Origin of the sequence: Neobacillus niacini (assembly GCF_031457145.1) — a bacterium.
Taxonomy (GTDB): Bacteria; Bacillota; Bacilli; order Bacillales; family Cytobacillaceae; genus Neobacillus; species Neobacillus niacini_J.
Genome location: NZ_JAVDVZ010000014.1, coordinates 55,965 through 80,716, shown reverse-complemented (window position 1 = coordinate 80,716; position 24,752 = coordinate 55,965). Strand labels below are relative to the sequence as shown.

At 31.3% G+C, this 24,752-nt stretch carries 15 protein-coding genes; 13 read left to right on the top strand and 2 right to left on the bottom strand.

Going from position 1 to position 24,752, the window contains the following annotated elements; translation table 11 throughout:
- The first annotated feature begins 402 nt into the window (after positions 1-402).
- From J2Y03_RS23805 to J2Y03_RS23780, 6 genes are all read left to right on the top strand, one after another.
- Complete coding sequence (locus tag J2Y03_RS23805) at positions 403-1,269, top strand: DUF4007 family protein (RefSeq protein WP_310199133.1); 867 nt, start codon at positions 403-405, stop codon at positions 1,267-1,269.
- Positions 1,266-4,679 carry a hypothetical protein gene (locus J2Y03_RS23800; protein ID WP_310199131.1) on the top strand — a complete coding sequence of 1,138 codons (3,414 nt, stop codon included), beginning with the start codon at positions 1,266-1,268 and terminating at the stop codon, positions 4,677-4,679. The genes J2Y03_RS23805 and J2Y03_RS23800 overlap by 4 nt, the downstream gene beginning before the upstream one ends.
- A 12-nt stretch (positions 4,680-4,691) precedes the next feature.
- Positions 4,692-5,507, top strand: a complete 816-nt coding sequence (locus J2Y03_RS23795) for a phosphoadenosine phosphosulfate reductase domain-containing protein (protein WP_310199129.1) — start codon at positions 4,692-4,694, stop codon at positions 5,505-5,507.
- Between the two features lie 303 nt (positions 5,508-5,810).
- Positions 5,811-7,652 carry a hypothetical protein gene (locus J2Y03_RS23790; protein WP_310199127.1) on the top strand — a complete coding sequence of 614 codons (1,842 nt, stop codon included), beginning with the start codon at positions 5,811-5,813 and terminating at the stop codon, positions 7,650-7,652.
- Entirely contained in the window at positions 7,652-9,184 is a 1,533-nt protein-coding gene (locus J2Y03_RS23785; protein WP_310199217.1) for a hypothetical protein, read from the top strand. The genes J2Y03_RS23790 and J2Y03_RS23785 overlap by 1 nt, the downstream gene beginning before the upstream one ends.
- Positions 9,181-14,493: an FtsK/SpoIIIE domain-containing protein gene (locus tag J2Y03_RS23780; RefSeq protein ID WP_310199125.1), complete on the top strand. Its 5,313-nt coding sequence runs from the start codon at positions 9,181-9,183 to the stop codon at positions 14,491-14,493. The genes J2Y03_RS23785 and J2Y03_RS23780 overlap by 4 nt, the downstream gene beginning before the upstream one ends.
- A gap of 574 nt (positions 14,494-15,067) precedes the next feature.
- Here J2Y03_RS23780 and drt3a read toward each other — a convergent pair.
- Entirely contained in the window at positions 15,068-16,408 is a 1,341-nt protein-coding gene (gene drt3a, locus J2Y03_RS23775) for an antiviral reverse transcriptase Drt3a (protein ID WP_310199123.1), read from the bottom strand.
- Between the two features lie 277 nt (positions 16,409-16,685).
- Between drt3a and J2Y03_RS23770 the strand changes: the two genes are divergently transcribed.
- From J2Y03_RS23770 to J2Y03_RS23755, 4 genes are all read left to right on the top strand, one after another.
- Positions 16,686-18,566: an RNA-directed DNA polymerase gene (locus tag J2Y03_RS23770; protein WP_310199121.1), complete on the top strand. Its 1,881-nt coding sequence runs from the start codon at positions 16,686-16,688 to the stop codon at positions 18,564-18,566.
- A gap of 425 nt (positions 18,567-18,991) precedes the next feature.
- The gene (locus J2Y03_RS23765) at positions 18,992-19,816 is read left to right on the top strand and encodes a helix-turn-helix domain-containing protein (protein WP_310199119.1); all 825 of its coding nucleotides are present in this window, start codon (positions 18,992-18,994) and stop codon (positions 19,814-19,816) included.
- Positions 19,817-20,481: 665 nt separating this feature from the next.
- Positions 20,482-21,621, top strand: a complete 1,140-nt coding sequence (locus J2Y03_RS23760; protein WP_310199117.1) for a hypothetical protein — start codon at positions 20,482-20,484, stop codon at positions 21,619-21,621.
- A gap of 40 nt (positions 21,622-21,661) precedes the next feature.
- On the top strand, positions 21,662-21,991 hold the full coding sequence (locus J2Y03_RS23755) for a DUF6884 domain-containing protein (RefSeq protein WP_310199115.1): 330 nt from the start codon (positions 21,662-21,664) through the stop codon (positions 21,989-21,991).
- A gap of 90 nt (positions 21,992-22,081) precedes the next feature.
- Here J2Y03_RS23755 and J2Y03_RS23750 read toward each other — a convergent pair whose 3' ends face one another.
- Positions 22,082-22,372: a BRCT domain-containing protein gene (locus tag J2Y03_RS23750; protein WP_310199215.1), complete on the bottom strand. Its 291-nt coding sequence runs from the start codon at positions 22,370-22,372 to the stop codon at positions 22,082-22,084.
- Positions 22,373-22,546: 174 nt separating this feature from the next.
- Between J2Y03_RS23750 and J2Y03_RS23745 the strand changes: the two genes are divergently transcribed.
- The 3 genes from J2Y03_RS23745 (at position 22,547) to J2Y03_RS23735 (ending at position 24,308) form a co-directional block, all read left to right on the top strand.
- The gene (locus J2Y03_RS23745; protein WP_310199113.1) at positions 22,547-22,867 is read left to right on the top strand and encodes a ribonuclease E inhibitor RraB; all 321 of its coding nucleotides are present in this window, start codon (positions 22,547-22,549) and stop codon (positions 22,865-22,867) included.
- Positions 22,868-23,774: 907 nt separating this feature from the next.
- Positions 23,775-24,059, top strand: coding sequence for a hypothetical protein (locus J2Y03_RS23740; protein WP_310199111.1), 285 nt, complete (start codon positions 23,775-23,777; stop codon positions 24,057-24,059).
- Positions 24,060-24,140: 81 nt separating this feature from the next.
- Positions 24,141-24,308 carry a hypothetical protein gene (locus tag J2Y03_RS23735; RefSeq protein ID WP_310199109.1) on the top strand — a complete coding sequence of 56 codons (168 nt, stop codon included), beginning with the start codon at positions 24,141-24,143 and terminating at the stop codon, positions 24,306-24,308.
- Positions 24,309-24,752: the final 444 nt, after the last annotated feature.

Genomic DNA, 24,752 nt, shown 5'->3' with positions numbered 1-24,752 from the left:
TTTACTTTAAGTATACAAAGTGCTACTGGGGCCAGTCCCCCAATTGAGTAAAGCGTTACTTAGACTGGGGACTGACCCACTGGCGTTGCACGCAAATTTAAATCGTAGGTATATTCAAAAAATTGACTAATTTTTTCATGAAGTTTATCTTTTTACTAGCATTCTTCGTCAAAATATGCTAAACCTCTGGGTATGAGGCACCGAAATCATAATACAAAATCATGTTTTTCTTCTCATTTTAATGGCCAATTGATCAATACCATGTTAGTAAAGGTGAAAAATTAATATTTATTTATGGATATAATTTAAAAAGTTGATAACTGAATTTATTAAGTTTTTATGATAGAATGAGTTAGTAGTTATTCTGGAGAGGAACCTCCAGAAATAAAGGAGCGAACTAAATTGGGTTTTGGACAACATCAAAGTTTTTATCTTAGAACATATTGGTTAAGAAAAGCTATTCAGCAATTAGATAATAATAGATTTTTTTACGAGAAAAATGCCTCAGAATTGATAGGTTTAGGGACTAATATGGTGAAATCGTTGAAACATTGGATTGAAGCTACAGATATTTGTGAAACGGATAAACGGAATAGTGATAATAAAGTAATTCACACTATCTCACCTTTTGGAAAAATTTTTAATGATTATGACCCTTATATAGAGATGAATGATACTGTAAGCATCATTCACTATCACATTGTGGATAGTGATGAGCCATCAACAACTTGGTATTGGCTTTTTAATGAATATAATAAAAACTCTTTTGGAAAAGATGAGGCTCTTAATGACCTTATTACATGGATAAATAAGAATTACGATTCTAAAAATTCAACTGATACATTAGAACGGGACCTTGATTGTCTAGTTAAGCAGTATTTTTCAAAAAACAAATCAGATGATCCGGAGGAAGTTATTCAAAGTCCTCTTACAGCATTAAATCTAATAGAAGAAGTGGATGGTAGAATATATAAAAGAAATCCTAAATTTGAAGATATAGGTTTAACAGCATTAATGTACGTACTGTTGAAATATGGTCAATCAGAAATATCAATAGATGAGATTGAAAAAAATAAAAATCTATGGGGTAAGGTATTTAATTTACAAAGAAGTGAGATTGTGAGGGCCATAGAACAACTTATAAACACTTCTAAGTACCCACTTGTATTTGATAGAACAAATAGATTGGATTTAGTTAGAGTTACTCTTGTTGATCCTATTGAATTTTTAAAAGAAGAGTATGTAAGTAAAGAAAGGGCATTAAAATGATAATTACACAGAGTAAATTCAAATCAAGTGTTAATATAAAGCTCGATCTAGGTAGTGATTGGATAGTAGAAAGATACATTCCTACTCCTACTCATTCAGAAAGTCTTTCAGGAGTGTTAGAAGGCTTCTTAGATAAAGGAAACAAGTCACATATATTAATAGGATCATATGGTTCAGGAAAATCTATGATTGGAACATTAATAGCAAATGTTGTTTCAAAAGACATTGAAGAGGAAACCTTCATTGAGTTAGTAAATAAATTTGATAAAGTAAATACTAAAGAGGCAACGGTTGGACATTTACTTAATCAAGTAAGGAAATTAGAAAAAAAATATATACCTGTAGTAATAAATGGAAACCAAGGAAACTTGCGTGAAGCAATAATTTCTTCAATTTACAAGTCCATTAGTAAATATGGATTTGATTATTCTATTCCCTCTTATGTTGATGAAATTAAAAATAAAATCTCATTATGGGAAGAAGAATATCATGAGACCTATGTTCAGTTTAATGATCACTTAAAGCTAAACAATTGGAATATTGATAGTTTTATTAATGACATAAATCGATATGAAGTTGAGGCAATCGATTGGTTCAAAAAGATTTATCCTTTACTAACAGCAGGTGCTGAATTAAGTCTATCTTACAATCTTGACTTAACTGAACATTTTACACTTATTTTAAATGAACTAGAAAAAGAGGGCTATGGAATATATTTAGTTTATGATGAATTTGGAAGGTTTCTTCAAAGCTTGGATAAATATGAAACAGTTGAAGCCATGCAGGACATTCAAGATATAGCAGAAGTAGCTGACCATCATCCAAGTGCAAACTTTAATATTCTTTTAATAACCCATAGAAACTTAAATCAGTATTTCCTAAGTTATGGGGAAGATCTACAGAGTGAATTCAAGAGAATTCAAGGTCGATTTAAGATTTACCATACCCAAAGTGATCCAGCAACATTTATTAGACTTGCTAGTCAAGTTACGTCTGGATATAGAATTGATTGGAGTAAGAAATACAATTTTGAAAATGAAATTATTAAATATGATCTATTTCCAGAGCTAAATGGAAGAGAGAAAAAGACATTAGTTGTCGAAAACTCCTTTCCTTTACATCCCGTTACACTATACACACTTCCAGGTCTAGCAAATGCTGTAGCTCAAAATGAAAGGACATTATTTACATTCCTAGAAAGTAATGAAAATGGTGGTTTGACAAACTACTTTCTTACAGAAAAAACATGGTATCTTGTAAGTAAGTTATTTGATTATTTTGAACCGGCTTTTCAAGAATTTATGAGTGATTCCTTAATCGGAAAATCATACCTTAAATATTTGAGAGTGAAAAAGAGAGTAGAGAGTTCCACTTCCACTTTTAGTGAGTTACAGATATTAAAGCTTTTAACGTTGTGGGATATTGCAAATCTAAGTAGTAAAAGGAAACTAACAAAGGATTTTATATGTTTTGCACTTAATTGGGAGATAAATAAAGTTAATGAAGTGATTGAATTACTCGAACATAAAAAACTTATAAGGTATAGATTATTCGATGGAAATTGGGAAGTATTCGAAGGTAGTTCTATTGATTTAAAAGAGAAAATAAATGAAAAAAATCTTTTAGGCATTAATAAGATCGATAGTATTAGCATTATTAATAAAGTATTAGATACAAAATATGCTTATCCCAAAAGATATAATGATGAAAAGAACATGATAAGATTTGCTGCTATACAGCCTATATATGCGAATGACCTTACAGAGAGACTATTACTAACTATTAGCGAAGATACAGATTCAGATCTTAATGTCTTGTATGTTATCCCTGAGAAGGATGCAGATATTGAATGGATAAAAGACCATACTGTTAAATTAAGCAAAGGTCATTCCCGATTAATATTTGCATTACCAAAGAAACCACTTAATAATTTTGATAAGGAAATCTTAGAATTATCATCAATTGAGAAATTATTAGAGGATAAATATTTATTAAATGAAGACCCAATTGTTGAAGAAGAGCTGTTGAAGATTAAAGAAAATACAATCCATAGAATTAGGCAACATCTAGAACCAATATCACAATATAAAGGATCTTTCTGGATTCACGAAGGCACTAACATAAACGTCAAAAGTAGAATAGCGCTAAGTGAACAATTATCTCTTATTTCAGCTAAATATTATGGGCGTACTCCAATAATAAATAATGAGTCTTTTAACAGAAGGAATATTTCGAAACAACAATTAAATGCTGCTAAAGAGGTCATAGACGCTATTATTAGTGGAGAAAGTGACTATAAATTTAAAGGACCTGCAAAGTTAATATATGCATCTGTGGTAAAAAATAATAATATTAATAGTCAAAATGAAAGGGAAGAAATATCATTATTACGACAAAAATTAATGAAGGAAATAAAATCTGAAAGCGGAAAATTTTTAACTTTAGTAAAGATCTTTAAGGGAAAAGATTTTGGTATAAGAGAACCAATTATTCCTGTACTGTTGACTGCTATCTTAAAAAATGAATGGAAGTATATAATGTTTTACCATAAAGACGGTTCTTACATTAATGATGTAAATGGTGACATATTATATGACAGAATGCTCGATAAACCAGAAAATTATACTTTTAGTCATCAAAAACTAGATAACAAGTATAAAAGTGTAATAGATGTAATTGATGAATGTTTTAACTCTTACAGAGCTGAGTTAGATTCCTCTTACAATCCTAGTGTTAGATTAAACAGAATGCTGTTAAGGTGGATAAACAGCCTACCAAAGATTGCTCAAAAAACAAACAGCCTATCAACAAAAGCTAATGTTTTTAAAAAGCTTATTACTAAAGGTGAGTTTGATCCAAATACTGCTTTAAAAGAATTATTAAATTTAAAACTAGATGTAGAAGTGGTAAAGAAAATTAAGCAAGAATGTGAAGAGTATTCTCAAAATCACAAGAAACATATTGAGAATACAGTATTTGAATTAACAAATACTAATTCCTTTGAAGAGTTATTTGATTACGTTCAAAATCAAAATGAGTTATTAAAAGTTGATAATAAGTTATTCAACTTGATATTATCAACAGATAAGAATAACTGGATAAAAAAGTTGTCAAGTGAATTGGTAGGTGTAGACAGAGAAGATTGGTCTGATGCTACAAGTGAAGTCTTCTTCAAAACAGTCAAATTACTCTTAGAAGTAAATAGTGAAAACCTTAAAGATGAATATCATGAAGTGAAAATCGATTCTAAGACCTTAGTAATACCTAAGCGGGATTTATCTCCAAAAGGTAGTATTATTTATTCTAATGTAAAAACAGATCTTGAATTAATGGCTAGAAAACTACCAAAAGAAGAAATTACTGCACTCCTATATAAGTTATTGGTAGATTACTATGAAGAAAACAAATAAAGGATGATTGGAATGTACGGTAGAGAACCAATATATATTGCTATGTTTAGCGGTGGTGCAGCGAGTGCCTATGTCGCGTATTTAATGGTACAGAAACACGGTGAAAACAAATCACAATTGTTTTTCACTGATACACTATGGGAACATAAAGATAACAAACGGTTCATGATAGAAGTAGCAGAAAAGATAGGTATAGATATAAAGCAAGTTAGAGATGGAAGAACTCCAGAGGAGGTATTTGAAGAAACACGTTTTCTTGGAAACTCAAGACTTGCAAAATGCTCATCGGATTTAAAAGTTCGACAAACAATGATTTATCTTGAAGAACTTCGTGATAACGGATTTGAACCAATTCTCTACTTTGGAATCGGCAAACATGAGAAACGAAGACGTGAGGGGATTGAGGCATTATATAATCATTTCCTACTTCCTCGTGATGGAGAAGAACAACCAGTAAAAACAGTGTTTCCACTTTATGAGAGCAATATTTCAGATGATGAAATTAAGAAAATAATTGTAGAAGACTGGGAAATTAAGCTTCCTGAAATGTATCACTTAGGGTTCTCCCATGCTAATTGTGGTGGCCGTTGTGTAAGAGGTGGTTTTAACCATTATAAACATTTGTATGATACATGGCCTAGTGTTTATATTGAACAAGAGGAAATGGAAAATCGATTAAGAGAACAATTAGGTGATGTTACTATTCTTAAAAGGAATGGAAAGCCATTTACCTTACAGGAATATCGAAAAGAGTTAGACAAAGACTCAGATGTTGCGAAAAAGTTAGTAGAAGAAAATGATGTACCCTGTGTTTGTCACTATGCTTGATAATTAAAATACTATAAAGAACAAATTGTTATTACTTTTTTAAATTATAAAGAGCTTGGAATGAAAATTCCAAGCTCTTTATAATTTAGATTGAAGTTGATCTATGAATTACTTTTATAGTTCCCTAACACTAATGTAGAACAAATAATTGACCAGAAATGCTACTGGCTTGATTAAAAAGTTAGTTAATTGGATAGTGTGAATATTATTTTAATAATGTTTTAAAGTATTTTAGTTTTTATATGTTAAAATATGGTTAAGATGGTAATACCACTAGATTTAGTAGGAAAAGGGGGCGCAAATGTGTCAATAAACAAATCAAGTTGGATAAACTTCCTTAGGCAATATGGACCAATACCAAGGAACGATAATATGTATGATGAATCTATCCAAAGAACAATAGATAAAAAAGGGATAGCACCAATTAAGGTTGAACCACAGTACCTATCAGAGTTAATTGCAAACTTTAAAACTAGTTATCCAAGTTCGGTAATTTTAACAGGAACTGCAGGTGACGGTAAAACATATTATTGTCGTGAAGTATGGTTGGCCTTAGGCGGGGATAAGGAAGAGTGGGATAATGGTGAAACCATTAAGATTCTCCAATTAAAAGAACATTCTTTATATGTAATTAAGGACTTAAGTGAGCTATCAGAAGATAATAGATACATAATTAATGAAATGGCAGAATCAATTAAACAGGATAATGGGAAGGTTTTTCTTGTTGCTGCAAATGATGGCCAGTTATTAGAAAAGTGGAAAAATATTGAGTGTAACTATATTGTCTCAGAGGTTGCAGATTGCATTGAGGACCTTTTGGTCAGCGAACAGCAACAAAAAGAAGGATATAATTTACAACTCATTAATCTTAGTAGAACAAATTCTGCAAAGGTATTTCCAAAGATTGTCAAGTCTGTGGTTAGTCATCCTGGTTGGGATGAGTGCCATAACTGTTCACTTAAAGAAAATGAATCCGTAGAGAAGAGATGTCCAATTTGGGAGAATAAGAAGCGCCTAGAAGGATCTGGAAATGAAAAGGTTCTTCTAGATAGGTTAGTTGATTTATTAGAGTTATGTGAATTAAACGAGGTACATATTCCGATAAGGCAGTTATTATTATTAATTTCAAATATGATATTAGGACATCCGGATGCTAGAGATAAGTTAATGAGCTGTGGCCAAGTACCGAAAATATCAGAAAACAGGTCTGTCTCAAGTGCAAGCATTTATAGAAATATTTTTGGGGAAAATCTGAGTGAACGACGTAGAGAAACAACTGACATTTTTTCAACATTAAATAGATTTGGAATAGGTACTGAAAGTAATAATTTTATAGATAATATCCTTATATTCGGGGAAGATGACCCTGAATTGACTGACTTATTTAAAAAATATATGACCTCTGATGAATTTTATGGTGCTGACGAGACTTTTAAAGCAGAGCAAAAATCCTATCTTGAGGGTGAAGTAAGTAAAGAAGAAAGTGATCGTTTCTTAAACCGATTAAGGTCTCAAAGACAAAGGTTATTCTTTACTGTGAATGCGATTGATATAGAGGAAATTCAAATTTGGGATTTAACCTCATTTAAATATGCCGGGGAATTTTTGGAGAAAGTTCATCGCCAATTAGAAAATGGAAAAAGGGTACAACCAAAAATATTAACTAGACTAGTAAAAGGCATAAATCGGATATCTACAGGATTACTCACTAAAGATAGTGATGTAATTTATCTATCGACATCAGGTAGCCACTCACAATCAAAAATAAGTAGGGTGTTTGAGTCAGAGATATCAGTTAGGCCAAATCGAGGTGAAAGTGTAGATATTAACCTTGAAAATGGAAAACCTGTATTAATTGTTAAGATATCTTTAAGTGATGAAATTGACCATGTAAGCCTAAAGTTACATTTAGTTAGATATGAGTTTATCTCAAGAGTTGCTGAGGGAGAACTCCCTGGAAGTTTTTCTCGTGAATGTTATGAGGATTTACTAGCATTTAAAAGTAGATTGTTAAATCAATTAGAGTATCGAAAAAAGATTGAAGGCGTATATGAAACTGATCCGGATAGAATGGTTTTAGAACTACTTCGTATAAATAATGAGGGAATGCTATATAGACGTACAGTGGAGGTGGAATTTGAGTGATGGAGAAGTTACCACGGCCCAAAAAAATGGATTCTAGTATGTGGGTGGATGAAGCGATATGGGGACATCGTTTATACGACGAGCAAACGCCCTGGTTATGTATTATGGAATTTCTAAATGTACTTCAGTCTGAAAATCAAAATGGAAGAGCATTTAAGGAAGGGAATTTTAACACTTTACGTTATACTACTTACCCTCGTATGTATTTAAGAAATATTTTATTTAATAATCCACAAATGGAGCTTATTGAGAAAAATTTTCGTAATGATAATCATTCTCAATGGAATAAATGGATAGATGAAATGAACAAAAATAGTGGCGGAATGAACGTTGTTGATTATTCATATTTAAAGAAAAGATTTACTTCTTTTCAAGACTTTGTTGAAATAATCAATTTCTTACGTTCTTCTACAATAGAAGGTGAAAATAATAAGAGATGGAGTTCTCAATTTATTTTCCCATATGGTCCTGATTGTTTATATGAGGATCTGAGAGTTACAGGCACTAGTATAAGTAATGATAGAAGGTTCTTTGCAAGAACTGGGGAAATATTATATTTAATGCTTTCTAGAAGTCATAAGAAAGATGAGATTCTTGGCTATTTAAGTAATAAAATTCTTGATGGAAAGTCATCTTTTAATCGACTTGTTGCACTACTTCAACCAGATGATGAACAATTTGATGGTGAGAAAAGAGAAGGTGGATATTTACCATATAGTAATTTGCCAGAATACGATTTGTTATCTGATGACTGGATAAATTTATTTAATTGTAATATGCCCAAATATGATGTATTCCCTCATTTGGTTAACATTACGGGTTTACATATGATAATTTATTCATTAAATCGTTCTAAAGAAGTATTAAACAATTTGAATAATACAACATTTATTTTAGAGATAATAGCACCGCAAAAAACAATTATTCGAGATTTAGCATCAGATTCATACTCTCATAATAATAATCTTTCTAAACAAGCAATTGAGGAATATATTCTTGGTATTAAAAATACTGAAGAATGGGATAAAGTAATTACCTCAGGTGATCCATATGAGGCTGCTAGAGATTTAATTGTAAGAAGGTTTTCATGGAGAGATGATGATAAAGCCAAGGCTACATCTGCGGAAGGACTGCTAGATGAATTTTTCAAAAAAGCTAGTGTAAGACATAAACAGCATGTTCAAAATTTTCATCGAGTATGGGGAAGAGAAATTGGATTAGTTTCAAAAAGAAGTAGTAGAAGGTTAAGATATGCTCCTACAGATTCCTTACTAAAGGCGTTAGTATTAAGTAATGTGGAATCAAAAATGGAATTTCAAGAGTTTTTAGATCGCTTATATACTAAATATGGTTTTATTATTGGAGACCGACAAGCTGAAGCATTATTAGAAACTGGTCAAGCAGATATGGAAGCATTTTCTGAAAATGCTGTTAGATTAGAGGAAAGGCTCTCAAGCATGGGGCTTCTTAAAAGATTATCAGATGCCTGTGCATATGTAGAAAATCCATTTGTAAAGGTGGGAATAAGATGAATGAACTTGATTTAATTGGAAAAGTTGCAACTGAATATCTTAGGGCTAACCTTAATATAAATGGCGATTCTGAAGGTATTGCTAGGTTTTTACTTGATAGGCTAACAGGAAGACAAGTTGCAAGAATATGTGAAGAAATTTTATCTGACATAGACTTTAATTCATATATTGAGATAAAGGTTCCAGGTAAGTTGGTAGAGGGTTATAACCTTCCTGAAAATGTAACAACAGACGAAAAAACAACATATTGGAGAAATGCACCAATTGATAAACCAGCTATAATTCTTGCTAATACTAATGATGATCAAGGGCAATCATTAAGGGATATTACAACTATAGGTGCAAAGGATTTAAAGAGTAATCCTGAATTTTGGGTGAACATTGCTAGTGTAGGATTAGCACTAACTGATGATCAGAAAAAATACTGGAAGCAAGCTTTAAATGGCTTACAGGATATTAGTGATTATAGTTTAGAAAGGTTTAGCCTGTATGTTGTTGAAGTTAGAAACAAAATTTTAAATGATAGTATACCATTAATTTCAGCTTTAGGTTGGGCACTACCATCGTTAAGAATGCCACGTGATTCAGCACTTTTCGAGGCAATTCCTGAGAAGTTTTTAGGGCATAAAAGGAGATGGGCAGATCTTTATCAAACTTCAATAACAAAACGTGCCTGTTACCTTATTAAACAATATCCTAATAGAGAAATTATAGAAAATGAAGATTTACAGTCATCATATAATAAAGTAAAAGAGGATATACCTGACCATGTAAAACCAGCGATTGAAAGTTTTATACAATCAAAAACTGGTTGGACTCTAGAGGCTGATGCCCTAGCTAATTTTGAATGGGAACGTGATAGCATCTATATGTTCTTTTCAGGTATTAAAACTAAGAAGGTAGATTTAGGTACACAAACATTGGAACACTTGGAAGATGAGCATTCTGACATCATTACACAGGATGATAGAGATTATCTTGAGACACTCTCAAAGAGAACAAGCTCCGAGCCTTCTGAAGAGGATATTGAGTTTTATGAGACTCATCGTCAAGAGTTAGATACTAACAGATCATTAAAATCTAAATGGGATAGATTTGTATATGGTAAACCAATAGAATGTGATGATTTTATTATTGGATTATTAGAATCAGTAGAGAGATTGTTTTCACAAAGCGGAAATACTGCTAGTAAGAAAAAACTAAAAATTAGAACACAAAAAAGAAACAGTAAGAGTCAATGGCTTGAATTAAATGCCAATATAGGTTTGTTTTTTAGCACTAGGTATAGAGGCATGGAGGGACTTACTCACCCTAATATAATATGGGATGTACACTGGTTGTTTAAATACGATGAGTTACTTGATGATGCAAAAAACAAACCAAAGTATCGAAAAAACATTTCAGTTTCGCAAAATTCTACTCAAATTAAATTTTATGTAGAATTAGAATATGAAAATGACTCATATCCATCACATCAAGTTCAGTTAATCTGGAAAGGTGACCCAAATAAAATTGGTCTAGAACTTTATAATGACTTATTAAGGCTAAATAAAAAAACATTTCCAATGTGTAGAGTATCAAAAAATCCAATAAGTAAAAAGGGTAAGTTGCAAGGTATATCGTTAAATGATGTAGGAACTCTTCATGCCGTGTATCGACAGAATAGAGGGTCGCTAGTTGGTGTTTACAATACTGAAAATGATTTAAGAAAACAATTTACTTTAAACTTAAAAGATGCTCTTAATGATAAACGTTTATCAGGAGAAGATTATGAAGAGATAAATAAGACATGGGAGGTCTTTTCAAATTTATATAAAGAATCAATAAAGGATTTCCTATTGGATGGACTTTCATCTGAAACATTAATACTTCAATGCAATGCTTATGACGATCTACTTAATGCGTTAAAGGTATACGCCTCTAGTGATATAAATAGGGTTAATCTTTGGCAACCAATTTTAAATATTGGTAACGTGCTAGTAGATGGACCACAGCCAATGTCCATCGTTGCACCATGGCACCCAATGAGGTTGGCATCTTTAGCTATTAAAGCTATTCAATTTGAGAGGATAGTGAGATATATCCTAGAGTCAGAAGAAGTAGATTTTGGGGATTCCAAATTGTTCTTTTCAGATTTAAAACATGATTTTGCTCAGCCATACTATCCAGAAGTTACTTTTGGGTTTAGAGGAAAGGAACCTGAATTACTCTCCATATCTGATACAGTAAATGATTATAGTTTAATGGAAATGCCTATTAAAAAGTATAATGACCAAGAAACGAACGAAGATCCTAAAGAAGCTAGTGCAAAAGTTGCTTCTTTAGTTCAAAAGTATATTGAACTTCAACCACATGAAAGTACGAATCTAGGTGTTGTTTTATATAATTGTGATTCAACAAGGTTGCCGAAAGCAATAGTAGAGTCACTGTCTTCCTTACGGGAAAAGAACGATGATATTCGTTGTCAAGTCATATTACGCCATAGGAATATGGAAAAGCTAAGTGAATTATATACCAAAATGATTGAAAATACGGATAACGACTCTGATACATTTGTTGCTAGCGAAGTTTCACGTGATTTTATGGCACGTCTTCGAATTGGGGTTATGGCTGATACAGCTTCAGTAAACGATTCAAACGACGAAAGACCTTCTGATATTGTCTTTTTACAAGAAGTGATTTCTAGAGAGGCAAAGTTTATATGGACACCGGTTAAGAAGGGAAACGTTCAAGATTTGCTAAATCACTATCCCCCAAGATGGTCTAGGAGGAGGCCAGCAGCAAAGGATGAGCTGAAATCAACAGCATATCTAGCATGCCCAAGTCAACCATCAGTAGGTTGGTCTTATTTAACTGCTTTACGAGGAGTTTGTGAGGGTCTAGATATAGAAGAGGATAATTATTTCTTACCATCACGCCAAATATCATTTCAAAATGATGAAACAAGAAATATTTTTGATGAAGCTCATAAGATAGGTGAATGGGTTGCTAATTATGATGAGTTATTAGATCAAAGATTGCTAAGGAATCAAGGCGTAAATGTTATTAAATACCAACATAATCAATCAAATGGACCAAATTTAGTAGTCTCAACAAAGTCAAAGTTAAATTTACTACAAATACTTGTTAAAAGAAGGTTAGGTAATCTTAACCTTGGATTATTAGAGGAAGAACTAATTAATATAGCTGAACATTTTATAGCAGAAGCGAATGCATTATCTGGAGATATTGTATTGAGAGCTGCAAAACGAGGCAAATTTGCAAGTGAATTACTGGGTGTGGTTCTTAGTAAACTTTTAATTACCTCTGAACTTAGGGATTCGGAATCAATAGGATGGTTCTTTTTAGATGACTATGCTTCTTGGCTGGGCAAAAAGGAAGAGCAAATAGCTGATATATTAGCGTTATGTCCAAGGGAGGAAGATGGAAAGTTATATTTACAAATTGTAATAACAGAATGTAAATATATTGATATAAAAGGTTTAGCAAATGCAAAAAAAACATCTAAAAAGCAGTTAAGTGATACAATCATAAGAATTAATGATGCTTTGTTTGGAAGTCCTAGTAGATTAGATAGAGATCTCTGGCTTGCAAGGATTAGTGATATGCTAGTCGAAGGAGTAGAGTTTTCTCAAGATAGTTCTCTCTCATTAGAAGAATGGAGGGAAGGTATCAGAAAAGGTGAAATTCCAATTGATTTAAGAGGCTATTCCCACGTATTTGTCTCAAGTTCATCAGATGACAGTAATTTAGAATGTGAACAGATACAACTAAATAATTTAGAAAACTGCTACCAGGAAGTTTATAACAGAGAAAAGGTTAGGGAATTGGTATTAGGTATTTTCAGAGGTGAAGAATTAACTGATATTCGAAAAGATATTGGCGACGAAAGGCCATGGGAAATACTCGAGGCATCAAATCCAAGTAATGAAATTAAGATTGACAGTAAAATACTAAAGAATAGAGACAATTCTAATTCAGAGGATAATAAGGATAAACCTACTACAGAAGGAAATAATTCAAACCAGCAATCAGTAGACTCTGGCTCTGAAGAAATAGGAACAGGTTCTTTAGATAATGAAGTTAATAGAGACACATCTCAGGAAGTTTCTGGACTTGGAAATACAGAGTTCTGGGGTGGATCTAATATTGAAAAATGGATAGAGGATAATGAAACAGCTTATTCTTTAAATAATGAGGCAGAAGAGTGGTTACATGAAGTAGTAAGAAAGCTAAAAACAGCATTAATGTCGTATAACTTACAGGCAAAAGTACTAGGATCACGCCTTACTCCTAACTCAGGGATTATTAGATTGAAAGGCTCAGATAATTTAAAAGTTGAGGACATTGAAAGGAAAAAATCACAATTACTAACCACCCATGCTTTAGCGGTATTGAATGTAGTAGCTCAGCCAGGTGAAATAGTTGTATTTATAGCAAGACCAGAGCGTGAAGTTATTTATTTGAGGGACCTTTGGAAGAGACGCAAATTAAAGCAAATCATGCCTGGTATGAATATGAATTTTCTTGTTGGAGTTAAGGAAGTGGATGGGGAATTACTATATCTGAACTTAGGTGGAGGATTTGAAGGTTTACAACAACACGCACCACATACTCTAATAGCAGGTGCTACCGGAAGTGGTAAATCTATTTTACTACAAAATTTAATTCTTGATATTTGCGCGACCAACTCAAAAGAAATGGCTCAAGTTTATCTAATAGATCCTAAATTTGGTGTTGATTATCAAAGTTTGGAGGAATTACCTCACTTAACTGAAGGTATAATAATTGACCAGGATAAAGCAACATCTATCTTAGAGTCATTAGTTACTGAAATGGAAAGTCGCTACCTAACGTTTAGGGATAATAAAGTACCAAACATTAAAGAATACAATAAGAAGGCCACTGAAGATAAAAAAATGCCATTAATATTCTTGATTCATGATGAATTTGCTGATTGGATGTTAGTAGATGAATATAAAAATACTGTTTCTGCTTCTGTTCAGAGATTAGGCGTTAAAGCAAGAGCTGCTGGTATTCACCTAATATTTGCTGCGCAAAGACCAGATAAAGATGCTTTACCTGTCCAATTACGGGATAATCTAGGTAACAGGTTGATTCTGAAAGTCGAAAGTGCAGGTACTTCAGAAATTGCATTAGGAGAAAAAGGAGCGGAAAGATTATTAAATAATGGTCATCTAGCTGCAAGGCTCTCAGGGGAATCAAATTTGATTTTTGCTCAGGTTCCATTCTTATCAAGTGAAGATTCATTTGATGTAGTGAATGCAATTAAGCAAGGACAGCATTGATACAATGATGTAAGTGATTTGTGTTAAGAAGCCACAAAAATACTAAAAATGTGGCTTCTTATTTATATATTTATGCTAATAATGATTTTAGGAGACGAGAGTAATTGGTTGTGAATTGGGAAATAGCAAAATGAAATCTGTACGAAAAGAAGGGCTTTGGAATAATATGATTACGGCCACAGAAATGTACCATTAATGACATATTTTTTACCACTGATTGACAAAAAGTGTACCAAAGAATGACATGAAGTTTATCACTTCAAAACTTCGGTGATAAAAGTTAAAAACCTCAAACGGGCCAGATTGGTCATAATCAATTTATGCAGAATTGAAAAAGAGTGGTGAATAGGGCATGTTATATTTAAGTTGTTCGGTTCTTACAATATGGTAATTAAATTTCACTAAAAAATCTTAAAAAGATATCTATAAACGTCTTTATCGTTTTTATAAGGCGGGGAATAAATTTATGATACTTTGAAACAAAAAAAGAGAGTATCCTAAAATGGACACTCTAAGCTATTAGTCTAACTTATTCATGTGAATCTTATAGTCATTGTTGGGATACCTAATTTACTTATTTCAAATAGTTAAAATACAATTTAGTTAATTCTTTATATCCTTTTTGTTGTAGAGCAGAATGGGTATAGGTTGGATTTATAGAAACTAATTTATCAATATAAAAAGTTTTTTTATAGCGGTAAATCGCATTAAAATTATCCATGTTTCTAGAAAGAGATATGCTATAAAGTCTTTTTTTATCTATAATATTTAGATTAAGTAGTTTGGAGTTTATTATATATTTAATACTGTTTATTTCCGATAAAATGATATTATCAATATCTTTTGCAATTTTATTTTTTTCTTCATCTTTAATAAGATTATAATTTTCTATAAATCCGAAGCAAATTCTTTTGTTTCTATATTTAATTTTTTTGTTCTTTGTAATAAATTGTTCTCTTTTTACAACTGCATTCTTTTTTGTTAGAAAATCCAATCTTGTCAGAAGAAGTTCAAAATTATGATTATTTTTAAATTCTTGAAAACAAAAATATATTTTCTGTTTAAATTTCTCTATTTTATCTTTTGAAATAGTTGAGCTGAATTTTTTATTTTCCAATAGAAACTCATAGCCAAGATAATTAAAAGTATATTTTTCATTAACTTTAATATTTGCAATTGGAAAACATGTAAACTTATATTTTTCTATGTTACGATTTATTTGAAGGTAATGACCCCTGCAAATCATTTCAATTTTCTCTTTAATAAGGCTAACTTCTTTTTCAGGTATTGTTCCATTAATAACAATTATAATATCATCAACATACCTACAGAAATAATTTACTCTATTGTGAATCTGTTTAAGCTCATGGTCAAAAGTTTCCATATAAATTTCGGACAAAACATTACTAATTGCTAATCCCTGAGGTATTCCGCTTTTAACTTTTTTAAAAAGTTCCTTTAAAATATAATATTCATGAGCTGAAAGTAGAGATTTTTCTTTGATTTTACTAAGTAAAATATTCTGAGGTATAGAATCAAAAAATTGTTTAATATCCAGCCTAATAATATAGTAATCCATTTTAGAATCAAACTTTAATAAAAGTGATTTGATAATATCATCCCTATTTGGATATACAATTCTATACTTTTGTTTAATTCTATCCTTTAGATATTCTAAAACAAGCCTATCTCTGATTGTAGGAATATAAACTTTTCTTTTATTTGGTAAAGTAATTTCCTTTAAACTGGTAAATTTATATGAACTATTATCTATTTTCTTTAGTATTAAATTAAATTCTTGCTCTTTTATTTTATTGAATTTTTGCTTACTAACTCGGTCATTTCCTGTTTTTAATTGGTCATATAGAGTGGAAAAATAATTTTTTAATAAATCTTTTGTTAGTTGATATTTCAATATTAATACATCTCCTAAATGAAGTAGGGTTAGGCGAACATTTTGGGTTGTGTGAATCCAACATGGTCAGAAATATTAACTAGTTATTATTTCTTTTAGACCTGTTAGGTTTAACTTAGTATAAGTGCAAAATCTTCATGATGAATAAAAGTAAGCAATGTAAAAAGAACTACAATAACTATACTGACGCCTAACCTTACAGTATAATATTACCATATTAATTAACGAGGAGAGAATAAAAATTATTAATAAAAGTAGATTTATTTTAACTGATGTATTGCCTTTCGAATTACCGTTAATATTTTCCAATGATAACTTATATGAATTTCTAAATTCTTTAGACGGAGAAAAAATAGATATTTGGAATGAATACTCAATTAATAAATTATTTAATAAGAAAATTGAAGAAACAGAACCGTTTAATTTTCTTATTTATAAAAATGAATCTAGTACAAGGATAATAAGTCTCATTCATCCTTTATCACAACTATATATGTTAAAGGTGATAGAAAAATACGATTTGGAAATTATAAACTACTTTAAACAAAATGCCATTTTCTCATTAAGACACCCCAATAAGATAAGTAATAAAAACATAAATACCAATGATACCATATCTAAAAATTTGCTTTCACTTCTTAACGAGGAAAGCGATGAATCAGAAGAATCATCTACAGTCCCTACAAGCTATTTTATTAAAAGAAGGTTTACTAAAATAAATGATTTTTTCAATTCAAACTTCTTAAAAAAGCTTGAAATTAAATATAGTCAACTTTTAAGAATTGATTTCCAAAACTGTTTTTATAATATTTATACTCACTCTCTCGACTGGTCTTATCTAGGTGATATAAAATTAGCTAAAGATTTTAGGAATAATATGAGAATCTCCTCTATATTAGATAAAGTTTTGCAAGCGTCTAATTATGGTGAAACTAATGGAATAGTAGTAGGTCCTGAATTTTCAAGATACATAGCAGAAATTGTTCTCTGTAATATCGATAAAATTGTCCATACAGAATTAAGAAATAATAAATTAATTAACAAAATTGATTACGAGATTGTTAGATTTATGGATGATGTTTTTATTTTCTCTAACGATGAAGCCCATGCTCTCTACATTAAGAAAGTGATAGAAGAAGCTAGTTTTAGATATAGACTTTCTATAAATGAATCAAAAAGTCAGCTAGAACGAAGACCATTTCTAAGGAATAATTTATGGGAGAGTAAAATTCGTTTAAAACTTATCAATTTTAGTAGAACATTGAATGAATATAAAGGAAATAACTATAAAGTTGTAAATAACATCATTCAGGAGTTAACTGACGAGATAAAAACAATAATAATAAAATATCCTAGTGAACAACATAAAATAATTAGTTTCGTTTTAAAATTTTTTGAAAATAAAATTAAAATAATTGTTAATGATATTGAACAAAAAGATTTATCAATCAGAAAGTACATGTTTTTTAAATTGATTGATTTATTTCAATATATAATTATATTCTCAATTAATACTTCCAATATCTTAAAATATATAAAGCTATCATTATTTATCTATCTAAGTGAAAAAGATAAAAGTGAGGATATTACTGACTTGTTATATAAGAAGTCACTTGAATTACTTAAATATCACTCGAAAAAAAGAATAGAAGTACTTAATTTATTTATCTTTTTAAAGTTTATTCCCAAAGACTTGCCAGAAAGTTTATTATTGAGATTCCTTGATGAAAAAGATGATTATTTTACTTTAGCAACTATCTCATACTATCTTGGAACAAAAGAAAGAAAATACAGATATAAAAGAGTTAGAAAATTAATTAATTTACATATTGACAATAGAGTTCAAGGCTTACTTGATGAAGTTTTAGTAAATAAAAATAAGATTAAAACTATTTTGCTTTCTCGAGATTTCTATTTAATATATGATTTTTATTCATGTGAAATATTATGTAAAGAAACAAGAGATAAGATTATTAAATTTAAAACAATGGTAGATAGGATAAATATTGATTGGTCGGAAAAGAACTTATACAATTTCTTTTTATATTATTTACAAGGATTTGATAAGCCGTTTATGAAATGGACTGCTGATATTAAGGATATAGTAGAAGTATTAGAGAAAAAATCATCACAAATTGATACAGGACATTCAGGGTAAAGATCAATATAGTAAATAATTCACATAAGGATAATGAATGTAATAATAAATAATTTTCAGGAATATTGAAGGGGTACTTTTCACCAAATACAGAAGTTTATTAAATAAAATATGCTCTAGCTCTTCCGCTCCTACAATCTAATTAAAAATACAAAGATTGTTGTATGGGAAACTAACTTGAGTTTAAACAACAAGAAGCATAGCTTGGATGGCATAATGTATTCTACCAGTAAATAATTAAAAGCATTGCAAATACTATATAATATTCGCAGTATAACGTATTTAATAACTATCTATAACATTTTGAACTTCTTGAATTTCATTAATTTGGAACTCATTTTACGCCACAGAAATTTTAATTTAGAATATTTTTATATTATTTCCTATACAAAGTATTGTGTTGATAACTGAAAGGAAGAAGAAAGATGGACTATGTTAAAGATTTTGGAAATTATTTAAGAGAATTAAGACACAAACAAGGTCTAACGATAAAATCTTTATCATCCTTATCTGGTGTTTCCACCCCTTATCTATCTCAATTGGAAAATGGTAAAAGGGGTATTCCTTCAAAAGATATCTTAAAAAAACTAAGTGATCAATTAAATGTCAACTATCAAAAGTTGCTTGAAAGAGCTGGTTATTTAAAGTATAGAGATCTTCGAAATAATTTAGTTCATGCTGGATTGGATGAATTTCTAGAAACAAATAATATAGAAGAGTTTATTCAACAAACAATAGTTTATCTTTTAGAAATAATAAAAGGTCAACTTGCTGAAGGGAATATTACAAAGGAAAAAAAAGAAAAGCTGATTAATATATTAAATCCATCGGCATTAAATGTTTGCTTAAAAAAAGAATTTGACCTAGAAACCTTACAAAAACATTTGTTGGTGAATACAAATCAAAAAAGGCAAATTTTTATTTTGCTTACACTAATTGATTTTTTACAAAATAGTAATTCAGAAGATGATAAATATAATACAAATAAACCTAAAAATACACCAGTAATGGAAAATACCTATTTAAGAGAAAGGTCAGTTAGTTATAGGGTAAAAGAAAGCGGTATCTCACCTTCAGACAGATACAAGGTTCTAAAAAGAGATAACTCTACATGCCAGATATGCGGAGCTAAAGCACCTGATTCTAAAATTGTAATTGATCACATTGAACCGCTTTCTAAACATGAAAATGATACGCTAGAAAATTTACAAGCCATTTGTTTGGAATGCCTTAAAGGTAAATATGCATAACTCTTCAATAAAGAAAAAATTGAATTTTGATATATTAAGCTAATTTTTCTAAATAATTAGACACTAATTTTAGATAAATACATTGGTAGGTAGGACGTTTCCCGTATATCCGCTGACGCAGATATACATTATGGGAAAGGTCTTTTTCTATCTTCAAAAATAAACTTTTTGTGATTTTGAAATAATAAATAGTTGCAAATTAGTTTATGTTTGATTATATTTAACACATACTTTTATAATAAAGTTGCTAAATTGCAAAAAAATGATTGATAAACACCTGGACGGTTCTTAGACAGTGAAAGTCATAAATGACATAAGTTAGAGTGGTTTTCGCAAAAAATATTAAAAATAATAATTGCAGCCCCAGAAATGTGCCAGAGATGAAATAATGTTATCAGTGATTGCCAGGGAATTTACAACTGAATGACAGCCGTTATACCAGGTTTATACAGAAACTTCACTTTATTGATTAGAGCGAAACCACAAACGTAGCTACTTGCCATTGACTTTAGCATTGTTAATTTTGGCTGCCAGGGAAATTGCTCCTCTATCGGAGATTTTGATGCATTTTGTCCGGGACAATCGCTATATTCAATAGAAAATTTTAAAACCGTCCCAGTACTTTAAATTTTTTAATAGAATAATTAAATTGAAGGTGTATTTTCGTGAGTAAACTTGAACATTTAACAGAGGAGCAACTTGAGAGGCTTATAAATGAATATTATGAGGGAGCTAACATTAAGCAATTGATTACTAAGTTTGAAATTAAACTAATTCCTAGCAGATTGGTTCAAGAGTTTCCCCCGGTTGTTCTTGAAGCGGAATGTATTTATTGTGGGACTAAATTAATACAAACATACCAATCACGTAATACCTCTAATATCTTATCTTCGCCAATTTGCCCAAATTGCGGTCATCAAAAGGAGGAATTTTGTCCTTGTAATACTTGCAATGAATATCGCAAACTGAAATTGGAGTGGGAGAATAAGAGAAAGAGTAACTTAATATTGAACATTTATCTTCCAAATGAGGAAACGATGTTTCCGGAAGAAGAACTTACTTTAATAGAACTTTTATACTTGGCAGTATTATTACGTGCAGGGCTAGATGAAAGTATGGAATATATATTACCTGTTAAGGAGTATAAGAATAAGCTAGGTCCTACTGATGATATTCAGAATGAGATTGTTTTGAGTCTAACAAATCGTCAAATTATCAGACCACATATTTCCTCTCCAATTTCTGCCTTTAAAGATGATGAGAATTTTCCGAGCACGTACTATGTTTATCATGTGCGGTATGCGTTAAACATCAAACCTATAGATAGTGATATTAAATCCTTAATTCATAGGCTCATGCACCCAGTATCTGATATCTTTATAAAAGATAAAGATTTCTGTTTTGAAATGTGGAAAAAAATTTCTCAGGGCGAAGTTTTAGAGTACCTATTATACAGTATGGAAAAAGTGAAGTTCAGTTTTTCTCCAGGAGAAAAGACATTGGCTGTTATAGATGGGCTTCTTGAATCTTTCTCGGTATCCCAAATATATAACATTATTTATCGTTCAATTGCCAATGCTACAAAGTATTATCAAGAAACAGGAATTTCTAGAAACCATGCAGCAAATCTTGTTGTAACTAATTGTCAAAGGAGCGGAGAAAAAGCAATTGCTGAAGGTTGGAAAATTAAACCTTATGGAAGGGACTTTTACTGTCCGCAATCAATTTTATCAGAACTTTTTTTTAATAGGATACTGAATATTGGAATACTAGGATTTGATTTACCACCTACTATAGACATATAGGCATTAATAAAGCACAAAAGGAAAAGTCTTAAATGGAGGGATGCTCGAAAATCCCTTAAAATGTCCTGCAGGCGAAATGTATCAAGAGTCCCAGTTATTCAAAAAAGCTACTCAATATATTAATCAGTTGGTTTATGATGATTGGTTTATTATTTCAGCGAAATATGGATTACTTAGCAAGGATACTATCATTGAACCCTATGATTTAACGTTAAATAATATGAATTCATTGCAGCGGAAAGAATGGGCGAAAGATGTATATGAACAATTGATTAAAATAAATCCAAAGGTAGTAGACTTTTATGCCGGAAAGAAATACCGAGAATACCTAGATTTTGTGCCACCACACGGTATATGTCGAGATTTGTAGAATAAAGAAATCAAAGTTGTAGCCCTCTAATGTCCGCGTTGGTGGAAAAACCAGGTACCATTCACAGGGGGATGGTACCTTACTTTTCTCTCATAAATAACCAATCAAACTCATAAATTGGGATTCATTAATAACTTTTATATTTATCTCTTTGTTAATAAGATCATAGGCTTTTTCCCCCTCGGTGCTTAAACCATCTTCACATACAAGAGATTTGTCTTGAATACCGATGACTAAATAATGCGTTTTGCTGCTAACGCCACTTTTGATAACTCCACCTAAATCAACTACTTTTTGCATAGCTGTTTTTATTTCCAATTGCTGCAGTTCACCTATAAAGACAATGATTTTATCAAAAAAAGTATGGTTATCATCAAAGATTTCAACTGTAGCGGCAATTTTGGCTACATTAAATTTTATTTATTTTTTTGTACCTTCCGAATTGCCGTTGTGGCTATATATCTTTTTGAACAACAAAAATTTATGGTTAGTCGAAAAGATATAAGTGAATTATAATGAAAACAATGAATGTACTAGAATATGGAGGAAAAACGAATGAAATTTCCAAATGATGCTGATGGTGATGCTTTACATAGTCTATATAAAGATGGATTAGATTTTAAAAAAATACAATCAGTGGACTTTTTTGTTGCCGTGCCTGATAAAGCAACAGGTGAAGAATTATCGCAAGTACTAAAAGAAGAAGGATTCAATTGTTTCTTAGAGCAAGACGACGAAACTGAAGAGTGGGCATGTTGTTGCTCTAAAAGAATGTTATTAAATTATAATGAATTAATTAAAATACAGAATAAATTAAATAGCTTAAGTAAACCACATGGTGGTTATTCTGATGGTTGGGGTGTTTTTGTAGAATAAAAGGATTGAGGGAATCAAAAAGATGCTTCCGACTTGTTTTCGGAGAATAAAGAAACAATCGATCAAGTACTAAAACCCTTTGAAGCAATTGAAGGAGAAGTAGGTTAGGTACGGTACTGCAAAAAGACAAAAGTTCAGCATGATTCCGATTTTCGGTTAAGCTTGATTCCTTCGAACGGAATAGCATGCCCTTTGGTTTAAGGTTCTTTTATGATTAAACGAAAACGACCCAAGTGCTCAAACACACTTGGGTCGTTTTCAGTGTACGCCCCGCATGGGTGCAATCTATAGGGTGTGAGTCCCGACCCATGAAAGTAGAAGTAATGGCTAGCTTAACGCAAGGGTGTCCACGGTGACGTGGAAGCTGAAGGAAGCGAGCGGGAAAACCTCCAGTCTGAGGAACACGAACTTCATATGAGGCTAAGTATCATTGGATGAGTTTGCAATCCAAAACAAAGACATTTTCGGGTATATTATATGAATGATAGTGGAATTAAGATTTCTGCGCACTTAGAAAACAAATCAAAGAGATCCGGTGCCTGTGTCAGTCCCGGATTTTCTTGGATTTACAAAAATGTTCCACGTAACTTTTTATTGGGTTTACTCACTCGCAATTGCTAACTCTCCATAATAACCACTTTTGTTAGAAATAGGCGGTAGCTGCACCTTATACTCTATAAATCTACATATCTTGATAAACTTCTGGTAGTGGCACTTCTAATTTTGGACATTCCTTTTTCACGGCGAAACCTCAATACGGGAACGAAAACGTATGGTATGAGTGGATAGTGACCTTTGAAATCATTACTTTAATTGAGGAATACATCTTTGATCTCCCTGAAATCGTTCAGTCACTGATTGAGGGAATTTAAGATGGAAAGCTTTGTTTTAAGTTCCAATTCGCAACTTGTTTTGTTTACTTAGTTATGTGAATGAGTTGCCGGAGTTGGTGAAGAGGTCCAATGATATCGATGAAGATTTGATTACCTATGACTTTATCGCGAAGCAATTTGTACAAGAAGTCCATGCCATCCATCGTCGGGGACTGGTGAAAAATTATGTGGTCGTCAAGGAACCCACAAGTCATTTAGGCGGTCGCGTGATGATGAATGATTTAATGTCCTATATATTGTTGCTAGACAACCGATTGTCATTTGCGAAAAAGATCAATATTCAGGGAATATCTTGTTAAACCAAGTAATGAAGAGCAATTTGTGTCAATCGCTACGTTAATGAGGAAACATGAAATCGCAGCTTCACCTATTTAGAGTACATGCCGGAAGTGGATACACTGCTGCTAACCAAGGCCATTTTTTTAAAAATGTACTTTGGAGGATACAATGTCCATTACATGAGGATGGTTCATATTGCTGGTTTACTACATGAATTAACGTTACTTTCCCATAATCACGGAAACTGGAGTTTATTTTCTGCGGAATAGACGATACCTCGTTAAATCATATTTTCAAGATATTTCTGTTTCACTTTTATAACTAGAGCAGCAGGATTATCGTGTCCATTCAGAGGTCATGCAGTGGCAGCTTGAGGTGGATCAATCTTAATTGCCCATTTGGAAAAGACAGATGTTTCGCTAACCCATAAAACGGCCAGCAAAAAATTGTCATCGATGGTAAATTTTATAAAAAAAACTTTCAAGAAAACTATGGAAAATCCTCATTCCATAGCCACAACCTCTATCAATTATATACCTACTTAATGCATCAGCCACAAGAGATGAGTTTAAGAGAAATATTGACTTACTCTTTAAATGGGATTGAATTAGATGAGACATTTCAATGGAATTAACGAACTACGATGGAAGGGGATTTATGGGAAGTTGTTTGGTATTATTGATTAAGTTAAATTAAACGATTTGTCAATAAAA

What these genes read in the sequence shown, in the direction of transcription:
- J2Y03_RS23800 (WP_310199131.1), top strand. Translation starts at nt 1,266, where the DNA reads ATGATAATTACACAGAGTAAATTCAAATCAAGTGTTAATATAAAGCTC.
- J2Y03_RS23795 (WP_310199129.1), top strand. Translation starts at nt 4,692, where the DNA reads ATGTACGGTAGAGAACCAATATATATTGCTATGTTTAGCGGTGGTGCA.
- J2Y03_RS23785 (WP_310199217.1), top strand. Translation starts at nt 7,652, where the DNA reads ATGGAGAAGTTACCACGGCCCAAAAAAATGGATTCTAGTATGTGGGTG.
- J2Y03_RS23780 (WP_310199125.1), top strand. Translation starts at nt 9,181, where the DNA reads ATGAATGAACTTGATTTAATTGGAAAAGTTGCAACTGAATATCTTAGG.
- J2Y03_RS23765 (WP_310199119.1), top strand. Translation starts at nt 18,992, where the DNA reads ATGGACTATGTTAAAGATTTTGGAAATTATTTAAGAGAATTAAGACAC.
- J2Y03_RS23755 (WP_310199115.1), top strand. Translation starts at nt 21,662, where the DNA reads ATGCTCGAAAATCCCTTAAAATGTCCTGCAGGCGAAATGTATCAAGAG.
- J2Y03_RS23745 (WP_310199113.1), top strand. Translation starts at nt 22,547, where the DNA reads ATGAAATTTCCAAATGATGCTGATGGTGATGCTTTACATAGTCTATAT.
- J2Y03_RS23735 (WP_310199109.1), top strand. Translation starts at nt 24,141, where the DNA reads ATGCCGGAAGTGGATACACTGCTGCTAACCAAGGCCATTTTTTTAAAA.